The sequence below is a fragment of the Pusillimonas sp. NJUB218 genome (genome assembly GCF_003788685.1).
Lineage (GTDB): Bacteria > Pseudomonadota > Gammaproteobacteria > Burkholderiales > Burkholderiaceae_B > Neopusillimonas.
The window spans coordinates 297,010-310,293 of sequence record NZ_NQMK01000002.1; the positions used below are offsets into that span (position 1 = coordinate 297,010).

Here is a 13,284-nt window from a genome sequence, read left to right on the forward strand (position 1 = left end):
AAACTTATGAATGAAACCACTACCGAGGCCCTGTCGCAGGCCGTCGATGCCGTACATGACGACAACACAACCAAGGCGCCGGCCAAAGGCCGCGGGCGAAAACTGCGTACGCCGTTTCGTCGTCGCCGAGGCGATGAGTCTGCGGTTGAGGGCGCGCCCGACGAGTCGTCGGTGTCAAATCATCCCGAGGGTGTGACTCCGGCAGTCGGCGCTCCTGCCAAAGCACCGGCGCAAGCGCGCAAGCCTCGGGCTCGCGGTCCGGCCCCCCGGGGTAAAAAAGCACCGGTGTCGTCACAGGTAGCGTTGTCCGATGCCGAAGACAGCGCCGATGCCGACAAAGCTTTGGGCTACCTTGATAAAGCCCAAAAAATCGAACAGCGTTTAGGTAAGTACCTTAACAGCGATGCTGTGACACCCAAGCTGCATAAAGTGCTAGCCGATGCTGGTGTTGGTTCGCGACGCGAAATGGAAGAGCTGATTATTGCCGGGCGAGTGTCCGTCAATGGCGAGCCGGCGCATATTGGCCAGCGCGTTGGGCCTAACGATCAGGTGCGTGTCAATGGTCGCCCCATCACGCGCCCCAATGCCGCCAAGCCGCCACGCGTTATTCTTTATCACAAGCCAGCTGGCGAAATTGTCAGCCACGACGACCCGTCTGGGCGTGCGACGGTTTTTGCCCGCTTGCCCAAAATGCGAGTCGGTAAGTGGTTGTCGGTAGGGCGCCTCGACCTCAATACCGAGGGCCTGCTGATTCTGACCACATCTGGCGATCTGGCTAACCGGCTCATGCATCCGCGTTACGGCGCTGAGCGCGAGTACGCGGTGCGTGTGCTGGGCGAATTGGCCGACGAGCAACAAAAGCAGTTGGTCAAGGGTATTCAGCTCGACGACGGCATGGCGCAGTTTGGTTCGCTCGAATTTCTAGGGGGCGAGGGTAGTAATCGCTGGTACAGAGCAACGCTGCACGAAGGTCGCAACCGCGAAGTGCGTCGTATGTTCGAAGCCGCCGGTGTTACGGTCAGTCGCCTTATTCGTACTCGTTTTGGCGAAATCGTGCTGCCGCGCAACTTGCGTCGCGGTCGCTGGGAAGAGCTCGACAGTACGTTGGTTACCGCCTGGATGGTGCAGCTTGGTCTAATTAAAGACGACACCGCAGGCGGGCGCCGTGGTGAGCGTCCGCGTCAGCCGCTGTCTCACGACAGTGCCTTGCCGCCGGGTTTCGGTACGCTCGAGCGCAATGGCAGTAGTGGCGCCAAAATCAGTCGGCGAGGCAAGTTGTCGGGTGGGCGTCCGGGTGCGGTCGCTGCGGTGGCCCAGTCTTTCCCTTCCGATCCATACGGCACGGGGAAAATGCTTCCGGGCGGCTTGCCTAACGGGCATCCCGACGGTAAGGGCGCGAAGGGCCGCAAGCGGCCTGCTGCTGGTGGTGGTAAGCCCAAAGGCCCCGAAACAGCTCAGGGTAAATCGGCATCCCGTGCTCCAAGGGCCGCTGGTCCAAAGAGTCAAAAGCCTGGTCGTACGCCGCGTGCGGGTAAGCCGAGCACCGGTCGTGGCGACGACTGGCAGCCTAAGGGCGCCTCCGCGCACGAGTCCCGCTTGGGTGTGCTTAAGTAATCTTGTTGTTTTTTAAGTCTAAACCCCGGACAGAGCACGATTTTTTCTAAAATCTGTTAAAATACCGGCCTTTACAGGTATATGTTTGCTTTGTCGTTTGTTTGGCGGCAGGCATAGCCTTCGCTAAAGTGCAGGTAAGCCGGGGGTTTGCGCGCAGTGTACTCAGGTACAAAGTGCAGGCCGGCGCACCAGTCTTTAATAAGCGCAATAACAATGGGCTGGCGTACAGCCCTTTTTTTTTGAATTCTATGGCAGATATTTTCGCATTGACACAAGACGTCCTTGAAGGCACAGATCTCGAACTAGTCGATATCGAACGTATGCCGCTCGGGTTGCTTCGTGTCACGCTCGATCGTCCGGGCGGTGTGAAAATCGAAGACTGCGAACAAGTTTCCAAGCAACTATCCCGCGTATTCGAAGTTGAAGGCGTCGATTACCAGCGTCTCGAAGTCGGCTCGCCCGGCATCGATCGCCCGCTCAAGAAAGAGTCCGATTTCGTTCGCTTTGCTGGTGAGCGCGTCGAAATTCGTCTGCGCGAACCCCGCGACAACCGGAAGGTCTTCGCTGGTACTTTGCAGCTTGCTGAAACGACAAATACTGAAAGACGTGTTTTTGGCCTAGTGCTCGATCCCGTGGCCAAAAACAGCAAAGCTGAAGTCATCAGCTTTGCATTTGACGATATTGATCGTGCCAAACTGGATCCCGTACTTGATTTCAAGGGTAAAAAGCGATGAGTCGCGAAATTCTTCTGTTGGTTGACGCCCTTGCGCGTGAAAAAAACGTATCGCGCGAAGTGGTTTTCGGCGCGCTCGAGAACGCGCTGGCCTCTGCCATGAAAAAGCGTTTCAAAGAAGACGCTGATATCCGTGTGTCTATCGATCGCAATACCGGTTCCCACGAAGGGTTCCGTCGCTGGTTGGTCGTGCCCGATGACGCCGGTCTGCAAGAGCCCGATCAGCAAGAGCTTTTGTCCGAAGCCCAGGAAATCGTTCCAGGCATCGAGGTTGGCGAATACATCGAAGAGCCGCTTGAACCCATCGAGTTTGGCCGTATTGGCGCTCAGGCTGCCAAGCAGGCTATTTTGCAGCGCATCCGCGACGCCGAGCGCGAGCAGCTCCTCAACGACTTCCTCGATCGCGGCGAAACTATTGTCTCTGGTACCGTAAAGCGTATCGACAAGGGTGATGTCATCATCGAAACCGGGAAAATCGAAGCGCGTTTGCCGCGCTCGGAAATGATCCCCAAAGAAAACATTCGCGTGGGTGACCGCATTCGCGCCTGGGTTTTGCGTGTCGATCACTCGGCGCGTGGCCAGCAAGTGATTTTGTCGCGTACGTCGCCCGAGTTCATTCGTCAGCTCTTCGAGAACGAAGTCCCCGAAATCGAACAGGGCTTGCTTGAAATCAAAGCAGCTGCCCGCGACCCGGGTGTGCGTGCCAAAATTGCTGTTGTTGCATACGACAAGCGTATCGATCCTATCGGTACTTGCGTCGGCATGCGTGGTTCGCGTGTTACTGCGGTGCGCAACGAGCTGGGCGGCGAGCAGGTCGATATCGTCCTCTGGGCCGAAGATCCTGCCGAATTCGTCATCGGTGCGCTGGCACCGGCAACGGTCGAGTCCATCGTGGTCGACGAAGACAAGCACGCGATGGATGTCGTGGTCGACGAAGAGAACTTGCCCAAGGCAATTGGCTCCCGTGGCCAAAACGTGCGTCTGGCCTCCGAGCTCACCGGCTGGCAAATTAATATCATGACGCCCGAAGAAAGCCAGAGTCGTTTCGAGCAAGAGCGCACCGAATTGCGCTCGACCTTCATCAGCAAACTTGATGTCGACGAAGAAGTGGCCGACATCCTTATCGATGAGGGTTTCACCGGTCTCGAAGAAATCGCTTATGTGCCTATTCAAGAGCTTCTCGAAATCGAAGCCTTTGACGAGGACACCATCAACGAGCTGCGTGCCCGTGCCCGCAATGCGTTGCTTACCGAAGCTATTGCCCAGGAAGAGCGCGTGCAAAACACTGAACCTGCCATGCTCGAGCTAGAGGGCATGACGCCCGAACTGGCTGCCAAACTGGCCGAACACGATGTATACACCCGCGATGATCTGGCCGAGCTGGCCACTGACGAGCTGTCCGAAATTGCACAGATCGACGAACAATCCGCCAGTGACCTCATCATGAAGGCCCGCGCGCACTGGTTTGCAGACGATGAAACCTGATTTTTGGGTTATGTCTAGCCACCAGGTTGTTTTTAATGAATGAAGTAGTCGTATAAAGAGAGAGTCGAATGTCGAGTAACACCGTCGCCCAGTTCGCTGTTGAACTGAAAATGCCTGCAGATGTACTGCTTGATCAGTTGCGTTCTGCCGGCGTTGAACTCAAATCAGTAGACGATGCCGTCACTGATGCAGACAAGGCGAAACTGCTCGAATCGTTGCGCCGGTCGCATGGGGGTAGTGCTGCTGAGGGTAAAAAAATTACTCTCACGCGCCGCCAGACGTCCGAAATCCGCCAAGCAGACAGCTCGGGTCGGTCACGCACGATTCAAGTCGAGGTGCGAAAGAAACGCGTGTTCGTAAAGCGTGAGCCTGCCGAGTTGCTGGCTGAATCCGCTGCCCAAAAAGAAGCTGAGGTCGCTGCAGCGTCTGCTCCCGAGCCCGAAGTGCCGGTCGTAGCCGCACCTGCAGAGGCTGCGCCTGCAGTGTCCGTGCCCGTCGCTACGGCACCGGCGTCCGATGCTTCCCCGGCGGCCCAGGCGCCCGAGCCAGAAGCACCTGCAGAACAGAAAGCCGAAGAAGCGCCCGTTGAAGCGGTGCAGCCCGAGCCGGTAGCCGATGCAGCACCTGTTGCCCCTCAGGCGGCCGAAGAAACACCTGCGGCCGAGCCGGAAGAGCCAGCAGCGCCGCCAGCCCCCGAGCCGGCACCCGAAAAGGTCGAGCCTGCAGAAGCCAAGCCCGTCGCCGCTGAGCCCGTGGCCAAAGCTGCACCAGCAAAATCTGCCGAAAGGCCTGCAGCCCGTCGTGCGGCGCCTACCCCTGCGCCTGCTGCCGACGAAGATCGCGAGCGCGCACGCAAAGCCGCCGAAGCCGAAGCAGCCGCATTGCAGCAAATGCTTAACCGTCCGCGTAAAGTGCTTAAGGCGCCCGAAGACGAAGGCGGCATCAGCGGCACGTTGCATAAGCCTGCCGGAAAAGCTGGTAAAAAAGAAGTTAAGGCGCCCGAGAAAAAACCTGTTCGCGCTGGCGAAGGTGGTGCTTGGGTCGACGATGGCTCGCGTAAAAAGCCAGTCGCGCGTACCGATGCGCCAGCACCTGCAAGCCGCGATGGCTGGCGTGCCGGTGGCAAAGCCGGTAAGTCGGGTCGTGGCCGTAACGCCCGCCAGTCGCAGGCCGAGCAGCGCCAACCTCAGGCGGTCGAATTCATCGCTCGCGAAGTGCACGTCCCGGAAACCATCAGTGTGGCCGATCTGGCCCACAAAATGGCCGTCAAGGCTGCCGAGGTCATCAAGCACCTGATGAAGTTGGGCCAGATGGTCACAATCAATCAAGTGCTCGACCAAGAAACCGCCATGATTGTGGTCGAAGAACTGGGCCACAAAGCTATCGCGGCCAAGCTCGACGATCCTGAAGCGTTCCTCGACACCTCCGAAGCAGAAGTGCAGGCCGAAGCCTTGCCGCGAGCGCCTGTTGTCACGGTCATGGGTCACGTCGATCACGGTAAAACTTCGTTGCTCGACTACATTCGTCGCGCCAAAGTAGCGTCGGGCGAGGCCGGTGGCATTACGCAGCACATCGGTGCTTACAGCGTTAAAACCGACCGCGGTATGGTCACATTCCTCGATACCCCGGGTCACGAAGCGTTTACTGCCATGCGTGCACGTGGTGCCAAGGCGACCGACATCGTTATTCTGGTTGTTGCTGCCGACGACGGCGTTATGCCGCAAACCAAAGAAGCTATCCACCACGCGAAGGCAGCCGGTGTGCCGCTGGTGGTCGCCATTAACAAAATCGACAAACCCGATGCCAACCCAGACCGCGTCAAGCAAGAGCTGGTCTCGGAAGAGGTCGTGCCTGAAGAGTACGGCGGCGATGTGCCGTTCGTACCTGTGTCGGCCAAAACCGGTCAGGGCATCGACGACTTGCTCGAAAACGTATTGCTGCAGGCAGAAATTCTCGAGCTCACCGCACCCGTAGAAGCGCCTGCCAAGGGTATCGTTATTGAAGCCCGTCTCGACAAAGGTCGTGGTCCCGTTGCTACTATTCTTGTTCAAAGCGGCACCTTGTCGCGTGGCGATTCGGTACTGGCTGGTGCAAGCTATGGCCGTGTACGTGCCATGCTCAACGAGAACGGTAAACCTATCAATACAGCCGGGCCTTCAATTCCCGTCGAAATCCAGGGCCTCACCGAAGTGCCCGCAGCAGGCGACGAGGTCATTGCCATGGCCGACGAGCGCAAGGCGCGCGAAATCGCCTTGTTCCGTCAGGGCAAGTTCCGTGACGTCAAGCTGGCTCGCCAGCAGGCCGCGAAGCTCGAATCCATGTTCGAAAACATGGGCGAAGGCTCGAAGAGCTTGCCGCTTATTGTCAAAACCGACGTTCAAGGTTCGCAGGAAGCATTGGTTCAGTCCTTGCTCAAGCTGTCCACCGACGAAGTCCGTGTCCAGGTCGTTCACGCTGCAGTTGGGGGAATCTCCGAAAGCGACGTCAACTTGGCCATTGCTTCTAACGCGGTCATTATTGGCTTTAACGTCCGTGCCGAACAAAGCGCCAAAAAACTGGCTGAAGGTAACGGCATCGATTTGCGCTACTACAACATCATTTACGATGCCATCGATGACGTTCGCAAAGCGATGTCCGGTATGTTGGCGCCAGAGCAGCGCGAAGAAATCATCGGTTCGGTCGATATCCGCGAAGTGTTCACTATCTCGAAAGTGGGCAACATTGCCGGTTGTATGGTTACCGATGGTGTGGTCCGCCGCGACTCCCAGGTTCGTTTGCTGCGTAATAACGTGGTTATCTGGACAGGCGCTCTCGAATCGCTGCGTCGCTTCAAAGACGACGTCAAAGAAGTCAAGGCCGGTTTCGACTGCGGTATCACCCTCAAAGGTAACGTCGACATCGAGGTGGGCGACCAGCTTGAGGTCTTCGAAATCAAACAAATCGCTCGGACACTATAAGCATGGGGCGCCACAAGTCTAAGCCCGCTTCGGGTCGCAACACCCGCCTGGCTGACCAGATCCAGAAAGATCTGGCCATCCTTATCCAGCGCGAACTCGATGTCTCGCGGGCGGGTCTTATCACCCTGACGGGTGTCGAGCTTTCTGCCGACTACGCGCATGCCAAGGTGTACTTTACGGTCATGGGCGCCGAACCCGATGTCGCGCTTGCGGCATTGCGCGAAAAGGCCGGCTGGCTGCATTCGCTGTTGTTCAAGATGCTGCATATCCATACGGTGCCGACCTTGCATTTCCACCACGACGATCAGCTCGCGCGTGGTCTGGCACTGTCACAACTTATCGACCAGGCCAATGCGCCACAGGGCGGGGCCGTACGCGCCGCCGAACCCGACGAACCTGACGAACAGCCCTGAGGGGCTGTCGTTTTTTGCCAAGAGACGCTAAACGATGGCTTCACGACGCGGGCAGCTGCTCGATGGCGTGCTGTTGCTCGATAAACCCGAAGGACTATCCAGCAATCACGCTTTGCAGCGCGCTAAGCGCACACTTGATGCGCGCAAGGCGGGCCACACTGGCACGCTTGATCCGTTTGCGACGGGGTTGCTTATTTGCTGTCTTGGTCGAACTACCAAAATTGCTGGCGCCATGCTCGACGCCGACAAGGTCTACGAAGCGACGCTAGCCTTTGGCGAGGAAACCGACTCTGGCGACCTGACCGGCAATGTCGTAACTTCTGTGCCTGATTTTCAGGGTATCGATCCACAGGCGCTCGATGCCGTTTTGCCGGCCTTTCGTGGTCCCATCGAACAAGTGCCGCCGATGTATTCGGCACTTAAACGCGATGGCAAACCGTTATATAAATATGCTCGAGAAGGCATTGAACTCGAGCGACCGCCCCGTCAGGTGACGATTCACGACTTGCAGGTTTTGTCGTGTGATGGTCTTCAGGCCCGACTGCGGGTGCATTGCAGCAAAGGTACGTATATCCGCACGCTCGCACAAGACATTGGTCGTGCGCTGGGCTGTGGAGCGCATTTATCGGCGTTACGCCGTACCGCAGCAGGGCCGTTCAGCATCGACGATGCCATCACGCTCGATGCGCTTCAAAGTATGGAAAACCCGATTTCGGTGCTGATTGCGCCAGATCATTTACCCGCCGGCCTGATGCCTGCGGGCGCTAAACAAAAGGATGAACAGTTATGAGTCGCGCATTGCGCAATGTGGCAATTATTGCCCACGTCGATCACGGTAAAACTACGCTGGTTGACCAACTGCTGCGTCAGGCAGGTACGTTCCGTGACAATCAGCAGCTTACTGAACGCGTTATGGACTCCGGTGATATCGAGCGCGAGCGCGGCATCACGATTCTGTCCAAGAACTGTGCGGTTGAGTACGAAGGCACACACATCAATATTATCGATACCCCCGGCCACGCCGACTTTGGCGGCGAGGTTGAGCGTGTGCTGTCGATGGTTGATGGCGTATTGTTGCTGGTTGACGCTGTCGAAGGCCCCATGCCGCAGACGCGTTTCGTTACGCGCAAAGCGCTGGCCTTGGGCCTGAAGCCAATCGTGGTCGTCAATAAAATCGATCGCCCTGGTGCCCGGATCGATCACGTAATTAATGCCACCTTCGATTTGTTTGACAAACTGGGTGCGACCGAAGAGCAACTTGATTTCCCGATCGTTTACGCGTCGGGTTTGTCGGGTTACGCTGGTCTTGATCCCGATGTGCGCGAAGGCGATATGCGCCCGTTGTTCCAGGCCATCATTCAGAACGTTCCCCAGCGTGAAGACGACCCGAACGGTCCGCTGCAGTTGCAAGTCATCTCCATGGACTACAGCAGCTACGTTGGCAAAATCGGTATTGGCCGTGTGAATCGCGGTCGCGTCCGCGCGGGACAAGATGTTGTGGTCAAGTTCGGCCCCGAGGGCGACGCGATCAAAGGCCGCATCAATCAGGTGCTTAAGTTTAAAGGTCTCGAGCGTGAGTTGGTCGATGAAGCACAGGCCGGCGATATTGTCCTGATCAATGGTATCGATGAAATCGGTATCGGCTGCACATTGCTCGACCCCAGCAATCAAGAGGCGTTGCCGCTGCTGCGTATCGATGAGCCCACGCTGACGATGAACTTCATGGTTAACTCGTCGCCGCTGGCAGGCCGTGAAGGCAAGTTCGTCACGAGCCGTCAGCTTCGCGATCGTCTCGAGCTCGAGTTGAAATCGAACGTTGCGTTGCGTGTCAACCCGACTGACGACGACATGACCTTTGAAGTGCGTGGCCGTGGTGAATTGCACCTGACCATTTTGCTCGAAAACATGCGTCGTGAGGGCTACGAGTTGGCCGTGTCGCGTCCGCAGGTTTTGCTCAAGGAAGTCGACGGCGTCAAAATGGAGCCATTCGAGCTGTTGACCGTAGACGTCGAAGAAGCGCACCAAGGCGCAGTCATGGAAGAGCTGGGCCGTCGTAAGGGTGATCTGCAAGACATGCAGTCAGATGGTCGTGGTCGTACTCGTCTTGAATACCGCATTCCGGCTCGTGGCCTGATCGGTTTCCAAAGCGAGTTTTTAACACTGACGCGCGGTACTGGCCTGATGAGCCACATTTTCGACGACTATGCACCTATGCGTGAAGGTGGCGTGGGCGAGCGTCGTAATGGCGTGCTGATCAGTCAGGATGACGGCAATGCCGTGGCTTATGCGCTCTGGAAGTTGCAGGACCGTGGCCGCATGTTTGTCAGCCCTGGTGAGCCGCTTTACGAAGGCATGATTATCGGTATTCATAGCCGTGACAACGATTTGGTGGTTAACCCCACCAAAGAGAAGAAGCTCACCAACATCCGTACGACCAGTAAAGACGAGCACATCGACCTGGTGCCGCCGATCCGGATGTCGCTTGAATACGCTGTCGAGTTTATCTCCGACGACGAACTGGTCGAGGTGACGCCCAAGTCGATTCGTTTGCGCAAGCGCTACTTGCAAGAGCACGAGCGTCGTCGTATGTCTCGTGAGGGTGCCGTTTAATAACGGTTTGCTTGTGTAAAAAGGGCCGCCCATGGGCGGCCCTTTTTATGTGCTTATGCCCGTGAGGCATGCGCGCTATTCAGGGATGATGGCGGCGTAACCAAGCTCATCGGCCCGGTCGGCCAGGAAGGTTTCAATTTGCCGCATGGCGGTCTCGACATCGTCGGTCAGGGTCATCAGGGCAAGATCGTTAGGGCCGATAAGGTGCTGCGTGCTTAACGTGGCCTTGATCCATTCAATTAAGCCGCCCCAGTAATCGACCCCCATCAGGATGACCGGCGCGGCGGGTACTTTACCGGTCTGAATAAGGGTCAGGACCTCGAAGAGTTCGTCGAGGGTGCCAAACCCGCCGGGCAGAGCGACATAGGCCGCGCTGTGCATGAAAAAAGTGGCTTTGCGCGAATAGAAGTATTCGAAGCTCAGGCTGTGGGTTTGGAAGATATTGTTTTTGGTTTCGTGGGGTAGCTTGATATTCAGGCCGATACTATGCCCCCCGGCATTGAATGCCCCTTTATTGGCGGCCTCCATGATGCCAGGGCCTCCGCCGGCAATAACAGGCAGCCCGGCCTTTGCCAGCCGGGTGCCAATGGCCTCGGCCAGGGCGTAATAGGGTGATTCTGGTTTAATACGGGCACTGCCAAAAACGCTGACGCCCCAGCCAATTTCCTGAAGCATGTCGGCAGCTGTCTGCATCTCTGACATAATCACGGGGATCTGCCGGTCGACCGGCGTACGAACAAATTTATTGCTACTCATGAAAAAAACCTTGTTGCTTGTTGATGGTTCCAGTTATCTGTACAGGGCGTTTCACGCGCTGCCCGATTTGCGTAACGCCAAAGGTCAGCCGACCGGAGCCCTCTATGGTGTCATCTCAATGTTACGTAGGCTACCGCAAGATTACAAGGCAGATTACATGGCTTGTATTTTCGATGCCAAGGGCGGTACCTTCCGCGACGACATCTACCCTGAATATAAAGGTCATCGTCCGTCCATGCCCGACGACCTGGCGGCGCAGATCGAACCCATCCACCAGGCGGTGACGGCTTTGGGCTGGCCCGTACTGTCGGTATCCGGGGTCGAGGCTGATGACATTATTGGTACGCTGGCCCATCGCGCCACCGGTCTGGGGGTGCACACTATTATTTCTACCGGCGACAAAGATCTGGCGCAGCTGGTCAACGAACACGTCGAGCTGGTCAATACCATGAACGGCGGGCGTCAGGATATTGCGGGCGTCATCGACAAGTTCGGGGTCAGGCCCGACCAGATCATCGACTTCCTGATGTTAACTGGCGATGCAGTCGACAACATACCAGGTGTCAACAAGGTTGGGCCCAAGACCGCAGCCAAATGGTTGAACGAGTATGGTTCTGTCGATGAACTTGTGCGTAATGCCGACAAAATTAAAGGGGTGGCGGGTAACAATCTGCGTGAAGCCATTCCTAACTTCGAAATGACGCGTCAACTGATTACGGTCAAGCTCGATTGCGATATCCCGTTTTTATCCGATGACTTGTCCGATCTGACGCCCAAACCTCAAGACACCGATACGCTGGTGCGTCTGTATGATGAATACGGCTTTCGTACCTGGTTGCGCGAACTCACCGGCGACGAAGAGCGGGTTCCTGTACAAGACAGTCGCGTGGCCGCCGACCCTCCACCCGTGCCGGTCGACGCCGATTACGATACCGTACTCGATTGGAAAACATTCGATAAATGGCTCGATCTGATCACGCAGGCTGACTTGGTTGCGGTCGATACAGAAACCACGTCGCTTGACCCAATGCAAGCGCAAATGGTGGGTGTTTCTTTCGCGGTTGCGGCAGGCAAGGCGTGCTACATACCCGTGGCCCATCGTGGTCCCGACCGCGTCGAACAATTGCCGCGCAACGAGGTCCTGGAGCGTTTGCGCCCCTGGCTAGAAGACGCGTCTGCGGTCAAGTTGTTGCACAACGCAAAATACGACGCCCATGTGTTCATGAACCATGGCATCCGGGTGGCAGGTATTACCGAAGACACGATGCTCCAGGCGTATGTGCTTGAGTCTCACCGCCGGGTCAATTTGCAAGAGTTGGCCGAGCGTTGGCTGGGGCGGCAAGGCGTCAGCTACGAGGCGTTGTGCGGCAAAGGCGCCAAGCAAATCGGGTTCGACGAAGTCGATGTCGAGAAGGCGTCTTTTTATGGTTCTGAGGATGCCGACTTTACCTTGCAATTGCATCAGGTATTGCGGCCCAAAGTGGCGGCTGAAGGGCATTTAGACGACATTTACCGGCTTGAGGTCGAGGTTTCCGACGTCTTGACCACCATTGAGCGCAATGGTGTGAAAATCGATGCCGACGTTCTGGCGCGTCAAAGTCATGAAATTGGGCTGCAGTTGCAGACACTCGAGGCCAAGGCGCACGAGTTGGCTGGTCAACCTTTCAATTTGAATTCTCCCAAACAGTTGGGTGAAATCCTTTTCGACCGCATGCAGCTTCCGGTTGTGCGTAAAACCGCCAGTGGTGCGCCGTCTACCGACGAAGACGTGCTGACCAAGCTTGCCCAAGATTACCCCTTGCCACAGGTGTTGCTCGAGTATCGCGGTCTGGCCAAACTCAAGTCAACCTATACCGACAAGCTGCCGAAAATGATCAACCCGGCGACGGGTCGGGTCCATACGCGCTATTCGCAGGCTGCCGTCATTACAGGGCGTCTGGCCTCGTCCGATCCCAATTTACAGAATATTCCGGTTCGAACGGCCGAGGGCCGACGTGTTCGAACGGCTTTTGTGGCCGGGCAGGGAAAGATTGTGTCCGCCGATTATTCGCAAATCGAACTTCGTGTCATGGCGCATGTTTCGGGTGACGAAGGGCTTCAAAAGGCTTTCGCCGAAGGGCAGGACATTCACCGGGCCACGGCCGCCGAAATTTTTAGCGTGGCTCTTGACGCCGTCACCGCCGATCAACGCCGTTCGGCAAAAGCCATTAATTTTGGTCTGATCTACGGTATGGGCGAGTTCGGACTGGCAAGCGCATTAGGCATTACGCGCGACGCCGCCAAGTCTTATATCGACCGCTATTTCTCGCGTTACCCGGGTGTGGCGCGTTATATGGAAGAGACCCGCGCCAAGGCGCACGAGCAGGGCTATGTCGAGACGGTCTTCGGTCGTCGCCTTTGGTTGCCCGACATCAAGGGGTCTAAAGGGCCACGTCGTGCTGGCGCCGAGCGCGCTGCGATTAATGCGCCAATGCAGGGGACGGCTGCCGACCTGATCAAAAAGGCGATGGTGGCGGTGCAGCGCTGGATCGTTGCTGAAAAACTGGCGACCCTGATGGTGATGCAGGTGCACGACGAATTGGTCTTTGAAGTGCCCGAGCACGAAGTCGATTTACTGGTGTCGCAGTTACCTGGCCTGATGTGCAATGTGGCGCAGCTGGCCGTGCCTTTGGTGGCCGAGGTGGGCGTAGGCCCCAACTGGGAGCAGGCGCACTAA

At 57.0% G+C, this 13,284-nt stretch carries 9 protein-coding genes; 8 read left to right on the forward strand and 1 reads right to left on the reverse strand.

Annotated features, from left to right (window positions below; genetic code table 11):
* Nucleotides 1–6: 6 nt before the first annotated feature.
* The 7 genes from rluB (at nt 7) to typA (ending at nt 9,812) form a co-directional block, all read left to right on the forward strand.
* A complete protein-coding gene (gene rluB / locus CHR62_RS03965; RefSeq protein WP_173862531.1) occupies nt 7–1,614 on the forward strand; it encodes a 23S rRNA pseudouridine(2605) synthase RluB in 1,608 nt (535 codons plus the stop codon).
* 248 nt (nt 1,615–1,862) lie between these two features.
* Complete coding sequence (rimP, locus tag CHR62_RS03970) at nt 1,863–2,348, forward strand: ribosome maturation factor RimP (RefSeq protein ID WP_123660094.1); 486 nt, start codon at nt 1,863–1,865, stop codon at nt 2,346–2,348.
* On the forward strand, nt 2,345–3,832 hold the full coding sequence (gene nusA, locus CHR62_RS03975) for a transcription termination factor NusA (RefSeq protein WP_093970768.1): 1,488 nt from the start codon (nt 2,345–2,347) through the stop codon (nt 3,830–3,832). Before rimP ends, nusA begins: the two co-directional genes overlap by 4 nt.
* A gap of 68 nt (nt 3,833–3,900) precedes the next feature.
* Nucleotides 3,901–6,789 carry a translation initiation factor IF-2 gene (infB, locus tag CHR62_RS03980; RefSeq protein ID WP_123660095.1) on the forward strand — a complete coding sequence of 963 codons (2,889 nt, stop codon included), beginning with the start codon at nt 3,901–3,903 and terminating at the stop codon, nt 6,787–6,789.
* Between the two features lie 2 nt (nt 6,790–6,791).
* Nucleotides 6,792–7,202: a 30S ribosome-binding factor RbfA gene (gene rbfA / locus CHR62_RS03985; protein WP_093970770.1), complete on the forward strand. Its 411-nt coding sequence runs from the start codon at nt 6,792–6,794 to the stop codon at nt 7,200–7,202.
* 34 nt (nt 7,203–7,236) lie between these two features.
* Nucleotides 7,237–7,992, forward strand: coding sequence for a tRNA pseudouridine(55) synthase TruB (truB, locus tag CHR62_RS03990; RefSeq protein ID WP_093970771.1), 756 nt, complete (start codon nt 7,237–7,239; stop codon nt 7,990–7,992).
* Nucleotides 7,989–9,812 carry a translational GTPase TypA gene (typA, locus tag CHR62_RS03995; protein WP_093970772.1) on the forward strand — a complete coding sequence of 608 codons (1,824 nt, stop codon included), beginning with the start codon at nt 7,989–7,991 and terminating at the stop codon, nt 9,810–9,812. The genes truB and typA overlap by 4 nt, the downstream gene beginning before the upstream one ends.
* A gap of 75 nt (nt 9,813–9,887) precedes the next feature.
* Here the strand turns inward: typA and CHR62_RS04000 are convergent, their stop codons facing one another.
* The gene (locus tag CHR62_RS04000; protein WP_199722896.1) at nt 9,888–10,514 is read right to left on the reverse strand and encodes a TIGR00730 family Rossman fold protein; all 627 of its coding nucleotides are present in this window, start codon (nt 10,512–10,514) and stop codon (nt 9,888–9,890) included.
* A gap of 52 nt (nt 10,515–10,566) precedes the next feature.
* Here CHR62_RS04000 and polA point away from each other — a divergent pair, with 52 nt between their 5' ends.
* Entirely contained in the window at nt 10,567–13,284 is a 2,718-nt protein-coding gene (gene polA / locus CHR62_RS04005) for a DNA polymerase I (RefSeq protein ID WP_123660097.1), read from the forward strand.